Source organism: Jonesia denitrificans DSM 20603 (assembly GCF_000024065.1).
Taxonomy (GTDB): domain Bacteria; phylum Actinomycetota; class Actinomycetes; order Actinomycetales; family Cellulomonadaceae; genus Jonesia; species Jonesia denitrificans.
Window position 1 is genome coordinate 2,165,724 of the sequence record NC_013174.1, and the last position, 16,656, is coordinate 2,182,379.

Annotated in this window: 14 protein-coding genes, 1 tRNA gene and 1 riboswitch; of the genes, 5 read left to right on the forward strand and 10 right to left on the reverse strand. The window is 56.1% G+C overall.

All coding sequences use genetic code 11. From position 1 onward, the window contains the following. Positions 1-10 precede the first annotated feature (10 nt). Complete coding sequence (gene mscL, locus JDEN_RS09935; protein ID WP_015772239.1) at positions 11-409, forward strand: large conductance mechanosensitive channel protein MscL; 399 nt, start codon at positions 11-13, stop codon at positions 407-409. Positions 410-445: 36 nt separating this feature from the next. On the opposite strand, the gene JDEN_RS09940 is transcribed toward mscL, so the two are convergent. Both JDEN_RS09940 and JDEN_RS09945 read right to left on the reverse strand, forming a co-directional pair. After that, positions 446-715 carry a hypothetical protein gene (locus JDEN_RS09940; RefSeq protein WP_015772240.1) on the reverse strand — a complete coding sequence of 90 codons (270 nt, stop codon included), beginning with the start codon at positions 713-715 and terminating at the stop codon, positions 446-448. Beyond that, on the reverse strand, positions 708-5,207 hold the full coding sequence (locus tag JDEN_RS09945) for a hypothetical protein (RefSeq protein ID WP_015772241.1): 4,500 nt from the start codon (positions 5,205-5,207) through the stop codon (positions 708-710). Before JDEN_RS09945 ends, JDEN_RS09940 begins: the two co-directional genes overlap by 8 nt. Before the next feature lie 652 nt (positions 5,208-5,859). Here JDEN_RS09945 and JDEN_RS09950 point away from each other — a divergent pair. Then, on the forward strand, positions 5,860-6,597 hold the full coding sequence (locus tag JDEN_RS09950; RefSeq protein WP_169304108.1) for an HIRAN domain-containing protein: 738 nt from the start codon (positions 5,860-5,862) through the stop codon (positions 6,595-6,597). A 251-nt stretch (positions 6,598-6,848) separates the two neighbouring features. On the opposite strand, the gene JDEN_RS09955 is transcribed toward JDEN_RS09950, so the two are convergent. Continuing rightward, positions 6,849-7,202, reverse strand: a complete 354-nt coding sequence (locus JDEN_RS09955) for a phage holin family protein (RefSeq protein ID WP_015772243.1) — start codon at positions 7,200-7,202, stop codon at positions 6,849-6,851. Positions 7,203-7,460: 258 nt separating this feature from the next. Here JDEN_RS09955 and JDEN_RS09960 point away from each other — a divergent pair, with 258 nt between their 5' ends. Continuing rightward, a complete protein-coding gene (locus tag JDEN_RS09960) occupies positions 7,461-7,922 on the forward strand; it encodes a hypothetical protein (RefSeq protein WP_015772244.1) in 462 nt (153 codons plus the stop codon). Here the strand turns inward: JDEN_RS09960 and JDEN_RS09965 are convergent. From JDEN_RS09965 to JDEN_RS09985, 4 genes are all read right to left on the reverse strand, one after another. Beyond that, positions 7,919-8,446 (reverse strand): hypothetical protein, encoded by a 528-nt coding sequence (locus JDEN_RS09965; RefSeq protein ID WP_143713291.1) that lies wholly within the window; start codon positions 8,444-8,446, stop codon positions 7,919-7,921. The genes JDEN_RS09960 and JDEN_RS09965 overlap by 4 nt on opposite strands. A gap of 950 nt (positions 8,447-9,396) precedes the next feature. Next, the gene (locus JDEN_RS09970; protein ID WP_015772247.1) at positions 9,397-10,920 is read right to left on the reverse strand and encodes a DUF2971 domain-containing protein; all 1,524 of its coding nucleotides are present in this window, start codon (positions 10,918-10,920) and stop codon (positions 9,397-9,399) included. Positions 10,921-11,428: 508 nt separating this feature from the next. After that, a tRNA-Arg gene (locus JDEN_RS09980) sits at positions 11,429-11,501 on the reverse strand. 78 nt (positions 11,502-11,579) lie between these two features. After that, entirely contained in the window at positions 11,580-12,140 is a 561-nt protein-coding gene (locus JDEN_RS09985; protein ID WP_015772248.1) for a hypothetical protein, read from the reverse strand. Between the two features lie 289 nt (positions 12,141-12,429). Here JDEN_RS09985 and JDEN_RS09990 point away from each other — a divergent pair, with 289 nt between their 5' ends. Continuing rightward, positions 12,430-12,870, forward strand: coding sequence for an OsmC family protein (locus tag JDEN_RS09990; protein ID WP_015772249.1), 441 nt, complete (start codon positions 12,430-12,432; stop codon positions 12,868-12,870). A 72-nt stretch (positions 12,871-12,942) separates the two neighbouring features. Here JDEN_RS09990 and JDEN_RS13850 read toward each other — a convergent pair whose 3' ends face one another. Further along, positions 12,943-13,116, reverse strand: coding sequence for a hypothetical protein (locus tag JDEN_RS13850; protein WP_015772250.1), 174 nt, complete (start codon positions 13,114-13,116; stop codon positions 12,943-12,945). 466 nt (positions 13,117-13,582) lie between these two features. Between JDEN_RS13850 and JDEN_RS09995 the strand changes: the two genes are divergently transcribed. Further along, positions 13,583-14,332, forward strand: a complete 750-nt coding sequence (locus JDEN_RS09995; RefSeq protein ID WP_015772251.1) for a hypothetical protein — start codon at positions 13,583-13,585, stop codon at positions 14,330-14,332. A 25-nt stretch (positions 14,333-14,357) separates the two neighbouring features. Here the strand turns inward: JDEN_RS09995 and JDEN_RS10000 are convergent, their stop codons facing one another. Together JDEN_RS10000 and JDEN_RS10005 are read right to left on the reverse strand one after the other, a co-directional pair. After that, positions 14,358-15,311, reverse strand: coding sequence for a universal stress protein (locus tag JDEN_RS10000; protein ID WP_015772252.1), 954 nt, complete (start codon positions 15,309-15,311; stop codon positions 14,358-14,360). A 169-nt stretch (positions 15,312-15,480) separates the two neighbouring features. Beyond that, complete coding sequence (locus tag JDEN_RS10005) at positions 15,481-16,296, reverse strand: C40 family peptidase (protein WP_015772253.1); 816 nt, start codon at positions 16,294-16,296, stop codon at positions 15,481-15,483. Positions 16,297-16,298: 2 nt separating this feature from the next. Continuing rightward, a riboswitch (cyclic di-AMP (ydaO/yuaA leader) is annotated at positions 16,299-16,463 on the reverse strand. Between the last annotated feature and the right edge of the window lie 193 nt (positions 16,464-16,656).

Below are 16,656 nucleotides of genomic sequence, written 5' to 3' on the forward strand. Positions count from 1 at the left end.
AGGAACCACCGTGAAGGAAGCCCTATCCGGATTCAAAGAGTTTGTTGTTCGCGGGAACGCCATTGATTTGGCTGTTGGAGTTGTCATTGGTGGCGCATTCGGTGCCGTGGTCAATTCACTGGTCGACAACTTCATTAGCCCATTGATTGCCATGTTCTTTGGGAAACCCAACTTTGACAATGCGTTGATCCTGGTGATCAACAATGCAGAGTTCAAGTTTGGTGCTATTGTCACCACGATCATTACGCTGCTGTTAACGGCTGCCGCCCTCTACTTCTTCATTGTTCTACCGCTCAACAAGCTCCACGAACGTCGCAAGGAAGGCGTCGAACCGGAGCCGGAAGCACCTGCTGAAGATGTTCTCCTCCTCCAAGAAATTCGTGACCTGTTGAAAACCCGCAACGTCTAATACCACCACGAGGAACCCGCCACACGAGGGTTCGCGTTAGATCGTGCCAAAGTGGGGCGGAACATCAGCCAATATCTCCGCATCACGCCCTTGACGCTGCTGGTGTTCCCCCCAGCCATCGGCCCGTTCATCACGGGACACCCCACTGATCACCTCACGTTCGGTGCCTTGCCTGACCACACGACGATGACGGCGCTTCGGCGCCCCCTCGTCTTTTCTGTGGGCAGGCGGGGCACCATTGAGTTGTTCGTGGGCATCAGTGTGACCTGTGTGTGACGCCTGCTCGTGGTTGCGGGGATCACTCACGCGCGTAAGCCCGTCGAATCGCGTTCGCCACCACCGTGTCCACACGGTGTGAACGCCTGGTCACACCCAGCTCGCTACGCACCGCTGCCGCGAGTTCATCGTCAGACCGTGGCACACCATCAGAGCCGATCCACCGGACCAGATCCTCCAGTTGGTTGTCCCCATAAGCCGTGATCGGCAAACCGAAGGGAACATCTGGGCGAGGAAGCGTGGGCTCAGCCGGTTCCGGTGGGGAGAAACCTGACACTACCGGGCGGGCAGGCTCCGGGCTAGGCACGTGTGGCACGTCCGCATTGTCGTCAACAACAAGGTGATCGCCCGTCGCTGCAGAGACCGCTGACCCAGCAGACTGCGACGACACACCAGAACGCGCAGACACACCAGAACCGGCCTTCGGCTGCACCGCAGCAACCGCACCCGTACGAACATCAACAACATCAGAGTCGTCCATGTCCGCGAACTCAGCTGTCACATCAACAGTCACAGGCAGAGCCCCCGTCACCGGGGTCGTGTGCGAACGACGCTCCGCCTCCAGGCGGAACACCGCCTCACGGATACGGTGAGCTTGCGCCTCCGGGTTGAGGAACAACGCCACCGACCACACCTGGATGACATGCCACCCCAAACGCTGCAACCGGGCCAACCGCAACCGGTCACGAACCCGAATCGACTGCGTCGCAGCATACCGGCGGTCATCAATGACCACCGCAACAAAAAACTCCTCCGGGAAGTCCGGGTGACCCACCGCGAGCGGTACGTAATCGGAGCCTTCGAGCCCATAATTCGTTTCCACTGTGAGACCGGTCTTCCACAACCGTTCAGCCAAATCCACCAACAGTCGGTCCGGTTCATCACCAGGAACATCCAGCTGAGCGGAATCTGACGCGTCGTGTCCCGCCTCGGCTTCCTCACCGTGTTCACTGGCCTCTGCCTGACCTGCCGATGCGCCCCCATCAGCACCTGATCGCGCTGTCGTGTCGTCAGTGATCGGGTCACCAGGACCACCCGTCATCACATCAAGCAACGCCCCCAACAACCGGGCGCCACCCGTACGAAGACGAGTAACATCCAAATCCTTGGCAGTAAACGACGCAGTCATCGTCAAGCGGCGACGCGAGACACCCAACGCATTCAACAGCAACGCCCGACCACGAGGCTCCGAGATCACACCAAACCGGTGCAAGGTGCGCCCATGCGGGGTCCGCCCAAATCCCAGGGAGAAGATCACCGCGTCACGGGTTAACCCGGCAACACCCTCAAGATCAGAAATGACCACCGGCTCCAACCGGCGTGGATCAAAGAACCCACCCAACGCAGGGTTTGCCCGTACCTGCGCAACAATCGCATCGCGAATCCGATCCGCATGCACAGAAGAACCAGCAATAATGGCCAACGACTCCGACGGGTGATCCAATGCGTGCGCGATAGCAAGGTCGACGACCTTGTCGACCTCCTCCGAAGTCGACAACACCGCGCCACTAGCCGGGTCAGGCATCCCCGTGCCATAAACCTCCTCAAACCGCAGCGCCGAAGCAGGCGACGGCAACGGGGTCGGCACCAGTGCATCCTCATACCCGTGACGCTGCAAGAACCGGGTCAACACCGGGTCACGACGGCCAGCATCACCAGACAACGAGACATGCGGCAACACACGGGAAAGCTGGTCCACACCATCACCCGACGCGCACCGCGGATCACCAATAACCACAACCTGACGGCCACGCCCAATCGCCGACAACAACGCCGGCAACGACACGTGCTGCACCGAATCCAACACCACCAAATCCACCGTGCGGTGGGCAGGCAACAAATGCGGAATCATCGTTGGGGTGGCAATCACACACGGACGCAGCTTCCGCATAATGTCGCCATACTCTTCAAACGCGGCACGAACCGAGGTCAACCGTTCCTCAATGAGCTGACCAAACAACTCCTCACTTTGAGTACGGTACGACGACAACGCCCGCCGCAACTGACCAATCGCCGCCACCCGAACCGGGTACGACAACGAATCCACATGCGACACATCCACGTCACGGAACCGGCGCGCAAACGTCTCAAACGAATTCTCATCGATCCCCGCCAAATGCGGGTCACTCGCAATGATGTGCTCAAACACCGACGCCCACCACGCCAAATCAAGTTCCGCATCCATCAACGACGCATCAACCCGGCGGTCAGCAAAATCAAGAAGCAGGTCACCCAACCCAATGTTCTGCAACCGGCGCATCAACGCGCCACGCTCCGGCAACCCCACCAGCGACGCCGAATCATCACGCAACCGGCGCAACCGATCAACCACATCGACAAGCGGGGTTGACCGCAACCCACCACCCAACGGGGTCGACACCAACACAGGCTCCAACAAATCCACCAACTGCAACGCGTCATCACACGTGCGCTCAATGTCAGTAAGCCCCTGCGGCAACCGAGGCCAACCGCCCCCCGGGCAATGCTGCGCCCACACCTGGCGTTGCGCCTGAATCCGCACCAACGAACCATGCAGATCAGTGACCCGAACCCCCGGGCGCACCATGTCCTTCGCGCGGCGCACCAACCGGCGCCGAGCAATCCGCTTCATCTCCACACCATGCTCAGCACGCCACTGCTTCGTGGCCGTGGCCGCCACCAAATCATCCGCCGTGCGCTCAAAGACCATGGGCTGGAACACATCCAAGGTTTGGCGCATCCCATCCAGCATGTCGAGCTGTTCCACCCACTGCGTCAACGTGGTGGGCGCAGACAAACCTGTCTCCTCCGAGACCCGCTCAATATGCGCCATGACCTGCGGTAACACGGTGTCCAGCAACTCGTTGATGCGGTGCAACGTGAGGTGCGCTTCGTCATCTGTGGCCAACGTTGCGTTAAACCACGGAGTCGAGGCTGGGCGCACCGTGAAACCACCCAGTTCCGCGATGCGCTGCAGATCATCCGAGATCGACTCACGCAAACCGGACGCCACCCGCACCAACGTATCGCCATCAAACCGCACCATCGTGCTCGGGGCAGGACGCTCGGACGTCAACCGTGCCAACGCCTGCAACGCGTCATACGCAGAAATCCCCCACGGTTGGCGCGGAGAATGCATCCCCTCAACCATGCGGGTGAGATGGTCGCGGGTGTCAATGAGTTGAGTCCGCAAATCCGCGATTGCCTGCACATCCAACGCAGGCGCTTCCAACGTCATCGCAGACAACAACCGGCGTGACACCAAGGACCGCCAGTTCGGGCTCGGCACCACATCAAGAACAATGTCATCCAAACCCAGCTGCCGAAGCCGCGATGTCAACTCCTCAGCCGAACGCCGATGACCAGGTACATACAACACGTTGCGTCCAATAGCAGCAGCCTCAGCCACAATTGCCGCCGCGACCCCTGCAGTATCCGCCCCAATGGGAGCATCAATAAACATGTGCGCACCGGTCGCTAAGGCGTCCAACGCGCCACGCGCCTGCGGGTCTAAATCACCAACCCCACGCTCTAAATTCGGGTCAATATCACCGTGGCGAGGAGCCGGAACATGCACCTGCAACGCCTCACGGGTTTTCTCATCCCCGGCGAGAGCCGCCACCACCTCGTGGCGTTCCAACCCCACAGCCAAATCATCCAAATCATCGACCAGAACCTGGCCAGGGTGTACAAACGTGCCCACCAGTAGTTTGTCCGTCATGGTGAAATCAGGCAGAACAGCCTCACCCAACGAATTAATCCGATCCAACGCCGTAGACGGATCAAACCCGGCAGGAGTAAACGCGCCACGCGCAAGCGCCACCGGATCCAACAGCGCCCCGCGCGACCGCAACGCCCGCGCCAACACAGGGTTTACCTCAGCGGACGGCTCCAACGACAACTCAAAATCATCTTGCTGCCGAGTCGTGATCGTAATAGGCCGCAGCAACACGGGAGCGAAAATCCGTGTCGGACCCGACGGCTTCGGTGGGGACGCACCGTGATGAGTCACCACGCGGGCCAACGCCGCCACATCGTTGTCGCCCTCACCATCTGACACTTCCGTCCACGTGGCCACACCAATAGCCAAATACGTCGGCGAAATACCAAAACGTTCCGACTGTTCCTGCGCCCGTTGCGCAACAGCCCGAGTACGTTTGCGCGCAACCGGTAGCGAATCGCGGTCCCGGAAAATATTGGTCAGTCGGGTTGGCCGACCCGCGAAAAGTTGGGCAATACCTGAGGGATGCGCGGACGTTAACTCAACAAGCGCGTCGCCAAGCAACGAAATGTCCGCTAGCGAGGAACCGCCAGCCAACTCCACGAGGGTGTGCCGCCACCCAATCAGTGCGTCCTGAACAAGCTCGTCAGCTGACGGTGGTTTCACCAACCGCGGACGACCTGAATCCGGTGCAGACCCGGCACCAGCACTCGACGGGGTTTCCTCCACCGGGGCATGCTCGTGCGTGTCTAGTGCGTTCCCACCATCAGTGTGGGGTGCAGGTGACGACGATGACTGAGCATCACGGTGTTCGCTAGGCATGTGGACAAGCCCTCCGGCAACTGCGCAACTCAGGAGGTGGACCTCTCCCCCTTGTCACGCTGTTCTTCTGGCGATGTAGTTGGATGAGCGCTACTTCATCAGCTGCGCTCTTCGTACGCGACGCCGCGTAACCGCACCGCTCGCTCACAGACAGTGGGCGCGGGCACGTTCACACGACACAAAATCACGGTATCGCTTCAGCCCACGACTGGCGTGTTGGCGCGCCGATGCGCCGATTAATCGGTGAGGGTGGGCATAAAAAGATCAGTGCGAGCCACGCAGGGGGCAGGCGGCTCGCACTGACAAGTCAATTGTTGCCCACCGATGGGGGCACGTCAACGCAAAACTATCCACGTGGAAACTATTCGTTATCGAAGTGCAACGTAAAGCGCATAATTCCGCGACATTCTGCGGGTTGATGTAGTGAAGATCACATGTCCATGGGGAGTTCTCCCCATGGACATGTGGCGCAGTCGTTTCAGCGTGAAAAAAATAGGGCCACCTGGGGTAAAGCGCCACCGCCCACCACTATGGCTGCCAGTGCGCCCATTTTCCGCCACGGCACAACTACAGTGACCGGACGGCGGCCGTAGCGGTAACCCCTCACTGACAAAGCCTCTACACCACCGAATTCATGTGCTATCAAGAGGCCATGGAACCACTTGTGCTCATTGGAATGCTCGGAGTCATCATCGTGTGGCGTCTCAGGGGACGACACAAGAATTTCAATAAAAAAGTGGAGAATGTGGGGGTTCCGGCAGACAACTTTCCGAAGTTGAGCACTAAACAACATCACTTCCAAGACAACAAGCTCCACCCGGAAAATACTCTGGACACTCCAGATCTTGCACCAACGATTCCAGTGAAGATCTCTTTGAAAACTGGCTTCAGGACAGTGGATGGATACGCGCGTTCGATGGAACCTTCGACCGCGAAGTGTAGCGTCACAGAAGTTTCGCCTGGAATTCCCAACCTTGAAATTATTGAACATTCAGGGAACCACTATCCATCACTAACGATAAATGGTTTCGACGAAGTACTACCAAGCTCCTCTTCTACACTAGCAAAATTTGGAGTGTGGATTATTCCAATTCGAGGTCAGGCATTTTATGATCAGCCAAAGCTCGTGGTAGGACAGAGACTAATACCAGTGCCTGAACCAGAGAACATTCATGATTCTCATGCTACTTACCTCACAACCGAACACGGTCAGAAGATTGGCTATGTCAATCGCGGTACTGCCAAGAAAATCAAAAAATTGGTCGATGCTAGAGTGCGCCTTTCTGCCGTCGTTGTTTCTGAGCAGCAGGGCGGAGATGATTTTGGATGCTCAGTACTCTTGGGGAAAGAAAATGTTGTGAAAGCCATACTCACCCGCCATAATGTCTAAAAACTCAGCTTTCCTCACGCCGTCACTGAAAATACAGTAGGGGAAATACCGGGTTACAATATGCGGCCGCTAGCGTTCATTCGTTCAGTCCCTCAACAGGCTGGTTGGCACTGATCTAGATATGCATGAACGCTTCGTTGCTCATGTTTCCATCAGAAGATATGTCACCGACGCTTGTCGTCCATAGTTTTGAGATCGAGACAATCGCTGAAGGTTTGATGAATCTGTGCCTCCTGCGGTGTTGTGAATGATCAAGCGGGTACAGGCAACCCAAGACGGGTGGCATTCTCGATCAACGAGATACCCTCGTTGGAGATATAGAAGAAGATCGTTGCTGTGCGCAGCACCCCAGAACCACCCAGAGCATAGGCATCCAGCACGTGCGCGAAACACACAAACGTGAAGATAAGTATTTTGCGTGAGATACCACGAAACCCTGCAGAAGAACTGAGCCTGCGCTCACTAACCGCTGCAAGAACACCAGAAACATAGTCCGCGACAACAAAGGCGACGAGGGCATGAAACAACCCATCGAACCCGCCAAACCACCCTCCCACCCCGCTCATCACAAGGTCGGTGCTACCCAGTATCGTGTCGGTGCCCATGAATTTTCCTTACTGCTGTAGCTCCCAGCCATGTCAATCAGCGTGTAGTTGCGTGAAAAGAAGTAGTGGTTGTCCAGGTCACCACCAGACCCAAGCTCAGGAAACCCGCTGATGCCTCCTGGTAGTCACGAAAAACCGACAACAAGGACAAAGCCTTGTGCTCAGGTGTTCACGTGATGCGCCCATAAACCCCACATAAGACGCAGTCATGACGAAGGCGGTTTCTGTACCATGAAACCCTGAGGACAAGGACAACGAATGAACACCCCGGAACCACAAACACCCACACCCGTGTGGAAAACCATCATGTGGCCAGCAGCAGCCTTAGCGATCTCTCAATCGGCGTATTTCCTGATAGTGAACTCAGAATTGGTGTGGTACGTTCTACCGATCGTATTTATCGGACCGATCCTTATCCCACTAGGCGCATTCATACTGATGATCTGGAAATCGAAACCAGCACCACCGCTATACGCGTTGTTGGTTCTCCCCGTGGCGCTATATGCCGCAGGCATCGCGTCATGCATATTTGTGTGGCTGGCTGAGGGTGCGCCAGTTGGTGGGTTTCCCCTAGATTCTGGCATATGGACTTCGGTCAACCCGTACAGAACATATGGTGTGCAAGGCGTTACTGCTGGGATCGTGTGGGTGGGCTGCTTGCTTCGTACTTTGAAGTACACACTCACAGCCCACCACGCAAAAACCCGCACTGAGGGTTAGAACACGAATTTCGCCAGCGCCTTACAAGCAGCGTCAACGACTTCTTCTGTTGCGCCGCCGTCCAACATCTTACGGAATCCGTCATTCTTCAAACCCGTCACCTGGGAGAAAAATATGTCAGCCGCATCGCTTTCGTTCGTCGCTCCGACGCTCCACCCGATCTGCTTGAAGCGATCCGCCAGAGCAGCCGTGTCGTTGTAGTAGTTACGCAACGTTGACGACAGAAGGTGGCTATTAGTTCCATCGCCGTCTTCAAGCCGTTTCGCAAGGACAATGGCGTCACCATCACAGCACAGATCATCCCTGTTACAGGTGTTGCCAATGGTTTGCCACCGGCCATCGACTTCCTTGTCCAAGATAAGCCCGGAAATACCAGGGTGGGACCGGAAATTGTCATCTTGTCCAACCAGCGCTTCCGCAACATCCTCAAGATTCCCGCGCGTATTCCATTCCATCACCTTCTTGATGTTGGCCATCGCCGAGGCCAAATCTCCAGCCCAACCAGTCCACTTATCAGGAATCACGTTCCAGTCTGAGAAGAAACATCATCTTCTTCGAAAGCCTCAGTGTCCAGTGCATGAAAAACCTCCAGCTAACAATGCCCACACAGTAGTTTTTTGCTACCACCAACGCGGTGACAGTCTCTTGGAAAGCCAGTTCAAGATGCAGCGCCAGGTGGGCGCATCGATCCAACTACGAGGACCTCCGGACATATCTGGGATAAACTCTTGCCCAACTTTCCCATCAGCACGAAGCTCGTCAAATCGATTCTTAAGATCCCATCAGGCTTCTTACAGACGAGGATGTTCCGCAGATTTATACCCTCGGAATTTGAGTAGAGTCCATGCAATGTTGTAGACACGCTTTCGCCAGCTGCGCGCGAAGCCATGCGGGTGCACGAGCTAATCAAGGCGGCAGAACGTGCTCAAATATGGGCTAGTCAATGTAGAGCGCTACACGTGGAGGCAATTAGGGATAGCAAGCGTAAAGAAGTTCCATCACATGGGCTTCCTTGCTCGCCACCCAGACCTCTACGAACTCAGCCGACAACACCTCACGTATGGCGAATCTATAGCCGATCAGCTCACTGTTCAAAGCTGCATCATCTAACACACACAATAATAAACGACATACGCGTTTGCCTCCTCAGACCGATCCCACACGTAACGCAAAGGGAACATTGTTGATCGGGAGTATTGCTTCGACGCTATGACACCACCGAGCGCGACACTCTACTAGTGATTGAGACCGCTTCATTAAGCACAACTGCACTCAGGATCACCGTCCCGAATGCTGTTGTTGTGGTGGTGTACTCAGGCAAATTCGAACGGCCAGCAACCGCTTTAAGAGGTCAAATTGAGACCGGAGAAGAAGCTGACCTGAGGAACATAAGCCATGTTCGGAGCACATAATCCCCAGCTGGATCTAACGTGAGACCAAGCCTTCTGACGACAATTTGCGCTCTATCTGCGGACTAAAGGCCGTAGCGTTTCTTTAGCTCTCTCTTCCGCTGCTTAAGGATTTTCGTATAGTTCTTTGCCCACTCGTTCAAACCATCAAGATCATCTTGCGTAACCCATGTCGTAACGAACGGTCGTCTCCTGAGGGACCCCACAAAGGTGTTGGCGATCTTTGGAGCAGCACGCTCGAAGAACTCCATTAACTCGAGTTCTCCTCGTTCTTGAGTCAGTTCAATTGCGTCACGTGCAGACGCAGCCATTTCGAAAATCGGTAGTTCACCATCATTATTATCCTGCATTAGATTCATTGGAGTGCTCGTTATCGTCGGAATTTCAAACGCTGCTTGCTTCCGATCCTTGCTATCTTCTTCAAAGATTTGAACGTTGAGATCCCACAACAGTTCAGCAACACCAGCCTCCTTGTGTTCTTGAAAGAAGAATCTTAGCTCCATGCACCCTGTGGGAGCCGCTAATCTAGCCTTGAAAATCCGCCGGTTCCGATCCAATTCCGCAAGAACTCGTTCCTGGCTGCTTGAATAGTCGAACCGTTCATTACTTGCCCACTCTGATAGTTCTGTAAACAATGCGGCGACCTGTTCTGTAACCAAGTCTAGAAAACCGCATTCCCAGTAGAGAGGTTTGCTGCTGTAAGGGGATATAGGCTCCCTTATCGCACACTTCTCGCGCTGATGAGCGTCCAACAGAGCGGCGAGTTCATGAGGGAACATTATTTCCTCGCCACCCTCCGAACTATTGTTATTGACCATTGCTGCAACTGCCACTCCCTTGGGCAGCTCTTTCTTAAGCTTCACTAACTGACGAACATCTCTAGTTGATAGAACCTCCGACCCAAGGACGATGTTTGTCAAAGCCTTCCTAATGTCCACCTCAATACCATCTAAGAACGGCCCTGCGTCGTGCGTTTGGCAGTCGTCAATAATCGCAATCCTAAACTCGTCTTCGTAGGACCACGAATCGTGCTTCGTAAACAACGTTCTCACAGCGTGCCGCACATGAAACTCCCTTAGCACTCTCTCTGTAAGGTGAGCGTCATTTTCCATCCAGGGTATTTGCGGGTCTGTCGATCGATTCCATTCACGCTTCGTGTAGCGAACTCGACAAGATAGAACCTGTTGCACATCTGAAGCTTTTTCGAACGCATTGATCAGCTTCTCTTCATCAAAAACAAGTGCTACACCGTCACCTTGATTACCATAGTGAGACCAAAGAGTCGAAGAGTGAATCTTGCTCGCTTGCGAATCCCAAGACACGCTCGGTGATTCTCTTGAGAAGCACTTCATGTAGATGTGTTCAGTTCGAAAGTGGAGAAACGCTTCGCGAAGCCTTTCGTTATCATCAGAAAGTTCGTGAACATAGTTCGTGCCATCAAAGCCGATAGAGGGAATCGCTGGTTTGAACTCGCGTAAGTCGTTTGACGCTTTCCCAAGAGGACGAACCAATAGCTTTCCCGAAGTGATAACCAACTTTGCAGTCTCGAACCCTGTGAAGTGTAAGAGCGCTCTTCGTTGTTTTCCCATAAATCGCTGTCACCTTAGCTCGATGCGATGGGTTGGCACGCCCAGCCGCTGTTAGTTCTCCGCACTACGTCATAGCTGCTAGATGGTTACCACGTTCGCGGGATATTTCCTATGTCCATCAGGAACTATGTACCCTGTGAAGAGCCGAGGGCTCCTTCCACAGGCAAGCAGCAATGGCGCCCGCAAGGGTATCCTCATATGAGAAATACACTAAACATCGGAGATCAGGGCTCCGAAAGAATAATACTCCACTCTCTAAGCCACACGGCAGTGTCTATTGCCGTTACCTCTGGGGCTACGGTCAAGGCTATTCAGACATTTCTGGGACATGAGTCTGCAGCGATGACTTTGGACACGTATGCAGGGCTCTTTGATAAAGACTTGGACATCGTTTCTGATGCTATGTCTGAGAGAACTGCAAAATGCTTGCTCCTTAAACGGGAATCAGCCCACCAGCTTGGCACTGGCAGGCTGACTCTTTTTACCGTCTGATCTGCGGTTATGTACGTGCGCTCGGGCAGATTCGAACTGCCGACACCCGCTTTAGGAGAGCGGTGCTCTATCCCCTGAGCTACGAGCGCTTGGCTGTGAGGCCACACCAAGACTAGCCTGGGCGGGTTGCTGGCGCAAAAACCTGATGTCTGGTGGGGTTGTTTGCGTTAGTACCGGTTGCGCACGTCGACGATGGCGCCGTCAGCTTTGGTGTAGATGAAGGACCAATGGCGGGACACGGAGTAGGAGTCAAGGTAGTCACCGACCCGGCGGTCACACCCCATCATGACGTTGAATGACACGGACTCGGAGTCGATCGCGGTGACGCCTTGGTCTGACCAGGTGCTGCACTCCACTGTGTATTCAGGGTTTTCTAACTGTTCTGCGGTGAGGATCTCTGATTCCTTGAAGTAGGTATCTGTTTCGGAGATGAGGTCTTTCTCAAATGTGTCAATGAGTTCATCGAGTTTGTTGACCGCGGTGGGGGTGAGGGAGATTTTCCCGATCTGGGTGATGTCGTCATCCTCGACTTTCACGCCTTCGGCCATGGAGCTTTGCACGTAGCTGGGCAGTTTCCAGCTCAGTTCGTTTGCGGCTTGTTCAAGCACTGGGACGGGTGCGACTCGATCCAACGCCCGGTAGGGGGTGTTCGTGGAAATGAGGATATACCCGCCAACGGTCACGCCAATGTACACGATCGCGCCGATGATCAACTGGGTGCGCTTCATATCACTCCTCAAAGTCGCTGCCTGCTCGTCTGCAGGGAGCACATCATGATTGCCCCCTACTTTGCCAGTAGTAGGCAGGATGGCGCGTCCACCTAGAGGCGGATCTTGCGGGGCCGTCCATCAGCCGATGCGCCCACCCACCACGCCAGCCCGTCACGTCACGTCACGTCACGTCATGTCACGTCACGTCACGTCACGCCAGCCCGTCACGTCACGGTGCATGCTGTGCGCTGTGCGCTGTGCGCGGACAAGCGCTTGGTGTTGGGGGTGTGGGTGGGAGACTAGGGGCATGACTGATGAACTATTAACCCCTGGACAGGCTCCGGCTGATTCTGTGTGGGTCGAGCGTGTGGGTCCACGTGAGTATGTTGGCCATAATGACCGTGGCGCGACCGTGCGGTTCGCGGGCGCTGGCGTCGAGGGAGCTTTTACTCCTGGTGAGGTGCTGAAGCTTGCTGCCGCGGCGTGTACCGGTTTGGTGACGGATAAGGCGTTGGCTCGCCGTGTGGGTGATGATTACACCGCACAGGTGCAGGTGTCGACTGTCAAGGATGAGGAGAACAACAGGTACACCTCGGTGGATGAGCGGCTTGTGGTGGACTTGTCTGGGTTGGACCCAGAGGCGCGTGAGCGGCTTGTTGCGCTCCTTCACCGCACGATTGAGTCTCAATGCACGGTGGGGCGGACCATTGTTGCTGGCGCGGAGGTTCACGCCACGATCACTGAGTGATTGGTGGGGAAAGCAAAGACCGTGAATGCCTGCTGGCATTCACGGTCTGGTTTTCCGTCCCGGCTGTGGCCGTTACGCGGCTTGTTGCTCGTTGATGATGCGCATGGCGCCGCAGTCGTTGCAGCGTGCGATCACGAAGCCTTCGCTACGTCCACGCTCTAGGGTGTATCCCGGCATGGAGCAGCTGAAGCGATGTTCAACTCCGTTGATATCAAGCGTCACAGGGCGCTGGAGTAAAACTGTCATTGGCTTCTCCTTTCTTTACTGTGTACCACCACGTGGGTTGGTACGGGGGTGCAGGTACTGTGGGACAGCACCTGGAGTTCTGGTGTGGGCGGGTGCCCGTTTCGTTGCGGGGAGTGCCAGTCAGCTTCTCTGCCATCTCATGACATACCCACGCTAGGCGGTTGATGTTAGGTCTACGTGAACTCGCCGTTACCACCGGGCAATTTTCTGGGGTTGGCCTCGGTTCACGTTGTCTTCTCCAACATCGTAGTTCTTCAGCCTATTCCATCATTATGCGTTTGACTAGTTGATTTTCTGGACGTCACATTTTTGTCGTCTCGGGGTTGTCGCCCTGGACTTTGAGTTCCACGGCGACAAGCCCCCTGCCTGTCACACATTATCGGGGTGCTCATGTCAGGCGTGGCGGCTACGATGGTTCCCCACCGTGCCTTGTTGTGGGTGGTTGTTTTGGTGAATAGGAGTTGTGATGCCATATCCTCCGACCGCTGGTGGTCCACAGTCCCTTGTTGATTCTGCTGTTGCCCATGCCACGAAGATCCCTGCTCCGCGTATTGCCGCGCATGTGCGGTCGTTGCGGCGCCGGAATCCGAACGCTTCCCCGGAACGGATTATTGAGATTTTGGGCAGTGAACTCCACACCATCCTTGCGTCCACGGGTGGTGCGGTAGGGGCTACTGCTGCGGTTCCGGGTGTGGGTTCTGGGACAGCGTTGGCGTTGACGGCAGCGGATTTGGCGGCGTTTTTTGGTGCCGCTGGTTTTTATAGTCTTGCTGTTGCTGAGGTCCACGGGATCCACATTCACGATGCGCACCGCAGGAAGACTCTTGTTCTTGCGTCGGTCCTTGGTGAGGCTGGTGCGAAGACGGTGGTGGGGATGTCTGGTGGGTCGATGACTCACTGGGCGAAGGCGTTGTCCACAGCTGTTCCGTCGTCCAGTATTAAGCAGGTGAACCGGGTGTTGTCTTCCCGGTTTGTGAAGCGCTATTTCTTCCGCCAGGGGGGCGTTGTTGTTGGGCGTCTCATCCCGTTTGGGGTTGGTGCTGTGGTGGGCATTGTGGGGGGCCGTGCGCTTGCGCACACGGTGATTCATCAGAGCGCGAAGGCGTTTGGTCCGCCTCCTGCGAAGTTCACGAGCCCGTTGATTGAGGAAATTGAGGGGCAGTCGTCTTCTGCTCCTGCTGATGTTCCTTTGTTGGGGGTAGCATCACCGATGTGAGCCGGCTGTTGCCGCGTAGTCCTGGTTATTCGGGTTGTTGGTTCTGTGCTGGTGATACGTCCAGTGGTTCTGCCTGGTCGGCTTTTTTGTTGATGATCAGGACGGGGCATTGCGAGTGGTGAAGGACTGCTTGGCTGGTTGATCCCAGGAGGAGGCCGGCGAATCCGCCGCGTCCGCGCGAACCGACAACCAGGAGGTCGGCTGCCTGGGAGAACTCGGTGAGGAGTTCTGCGCCTGTTCCGTCGAGCACGATTCGGCGGATGGTCATGCCAGGGTTTTCGTCTTCAACCGCGTCAATGATGGTGTTGAGTCCACCTTCAATGTCTTTGAGGACTTGTTCGTGGTCCACGGCTGCAGGCAGCCATGCGAGGATCCCTGATCCGGAGGTCACGGGGACTCCAGTGACTGCAACGAGTTCTGCGTCAAAGAGTTGAGCAAAGTGGACTGCTTTGTGGAGTGCTCCGTGTGCTGAGTCTGACCCGTCCACTCCGACAATGATGCGGTTGACCGGTGTGATCGCTGGGAGGGGTTCGTCTTCTTTGAGGTCGCGTCCTGGGACGACGACCACTGGGCAGGCTGAGTGGGCGGGGAGGGCAGAGGACACGGTGCCAAGGATGCGTTCAGCGAACCCGGATCGTCCACGGGTGCCCACGACCACAAGGTTGTGTCCTTGGGAGAGTTCAACCAGGGCTCCTGCTGGGTCCCCTGAGGCGATCTGTGCGGAGACGGGGACACCGTGCGCGGTGACCCGTTCGGCGGCGCTGGAGAGCACCATACGCGCGCCTTCTTGGATGGTGCTGTCATCAAGAGCCGCATACCCGCCATCAAGGGAGGCTGCCGCGAATGTCGGAAGAGAATAGGAACACGCAATGGTGAGACTAGCCCCGCACTTTTTCGCGAGGGCGGTTGCCCAGTCAAGTGCGTGCAAACTAGCAAGTGAGCCATCAACTCCCACGAGGATGCTGGGGGTAGTGGTCATAGCGGCCTCCTTGAGCGTGGTGCGGTGAACGTGGCCCGTGTCACCACACGGTTCCTTTGCCTAAACCTTACCCCCCAATGGCCTGGTTATGCACGGTGTCCAGGCATAAGAAACGGGGGGTGCTGACCTTTCAGGTCAGCACCCCCCGTTTCTGTGAACGAGTGATCAATCAGGAAACGCGAATGAACACAGGGTTTGACTGCCAGATTTGGCGGAACTGGATTGTCTTGCCTGGTTGTGGTGCGTCGATTTGCATGTTGCCACCGGCGTAAATGGAGATGTGTCCCGGGCTCCACAGGAGGTCGCCTGGTTTTGCTTCTGCGCGGGACACCACGGTGCCGGCGTAGCGTTGCTGGGATGAGGTGCGTGGCAGGGAGATCCCGAGCTGTGCGTAGACGTAGGAGGTGAACCCCGAGCAGTCAAAACCAGCAGGCGTTGAGCCACCGGAGACGTAGGGAACTCCGACGTAGCGGGACGCAATCTCAAGGACTGCGTTCCCGTTCACTGACTGAGGGACAGCTGCCTTGGTGGTGGTCTGCTGTGTGGTGGAAGCAGTTGACGTCGATGCAGTGCTGCTGGTGAGTTCAGCGCGCTCGTTGGTGCGTGATGCGGCCTGAGTGACCTCACGGACTGGCTCTGGCTCTGGCTCTGGCGCCGGGGTGACCTTGATCTTGGATTTTTCCACAGACCATTTCGCGTCAACGTCAACGGTAACGGTTGGGGCAGCCCCCACAGCGGCTTGGGCCTGAGAGGTCAACGAGGAGATGTCAATGGTGCCCGCAATGTTCTGCGCCTCAAGAGGTGCAGCAGTTGCCGGGGTGGCCACTGTTCCCAGACCTACAACAAGACCTGAAGAAATCGCCACAATGGCTGAGCGTCGCCCGTAGTTGGCAACGTTCTGGCCTGCACTTGTGGCAAGTGCAGCAAGTGGCGCGAGAGCATTGCGCTCGTGGCGGTGTCGCGCCCGGTAAACAGCGTTAGTCACAGTCGTCTCTCCAGTTATGCCAGCGAGGTAAGCTGTCGGGTTCGAGTTGGAGTCACTCGGCGCTCCAGCTGTTGTGTACAGCTTTCACACTTCACCCCAAGGCTGTGCTTCCAGCCAATGTGTGGTTCCCCCGCCCCTGTCTCGGGTTGTCCAGGCTCCACGCGGTGACAGGGCTAGGCGGTCCGCATGAACACTTCATCAAAGGCAAGTTTGGTGAAGCAATCGCTACTCTACCCAACCATCCCCACGATTGTCACGCTTTGGTCACGCACAATTTTTCGCCCACAAATGGGGAGAGCTCCCCATGGCGGGGAGCTCTCTGTCAAATCCTTGGCATACCAGGTGCAACGCACTATCACC

What these genes read in the sequence shown, in the direction of transcription:
- JDEN_RS09995 (WP_015772251.1), top strand. Translation starts at nt 13,583, where the DNA reads ATGCCATATCCTCCGACCGCTGGTGGTCCACAGTCCCTTGTTGATTCT.
- JDEN_RS09990 (WP_015772249.1), top strand. Translation starts at nt 12,430, where the DNA reads ATGACTGATGAACTATTAACCCCTGGACAGGCTCCGGCTGATTCTGTG.
- JDEN_RS13850 (WP_015772250.1), bottom strand. Translation starts at nt 13,116, where the DNA reads ATGACAGTTTTACTCCAGCGCCCTGTGACGCTTGATATCAACGGAGTT.
- JDEN_RS09960 (WP_015772244.1), top strand. Translation starts at nt 7,461, where the DNA reads ATGAACACCCCGGAACCACAAACACCCACACCCGTGTGGAAAACCATC.
- JDEN_RS09970 (WP_015772247.1), bottom strand. Translation starts at nt 10,920, where the DNA reads ATGGGAAAACAACGAAGAGCGCTCTTACACTTCACAGGGTTCGAGACT.
- JDEN_RS09945 (WP_015772241.1), bottom strand. Translation starts at nt 5,207, where the DNA reads ATGCCTAGCGAACACCGTGATGCTCAGTCATCGTCGTCACCTGCACCC.
- JDEN_RS09985 (WP_015772248.1), bottom strand. Translation starts at nt 12,140, where the DNA reads ATGAAGCGCACCCAGTTGATCATCGGCGCGATCGTGTACATTGGCGTG.
- JDEN_RS09950 (WP_169304108.1), top strand. Translation starts at nt 5,860, where the DNA reads ATGGAACCACTTGTGCTCATTGGAATGCTCGGAGTCATCATCGTGTGG.
- JDEN_RS10000 (WP_015772252.1), bottom strand. Translation starts at nt 15,311, where the DNA reads ATGACCACTACCCCCAGCATCCTCGTGGGAGTTGATGGCTCACTTGCT.
- JDEN_RS09955 (WP_015772243.1), bottom strand. Translation starts at nt 7,202, where the DNA reads ATGGGCACCGACACGATACTGGGTAGCACCGACCTTGTGATGAGCGGG.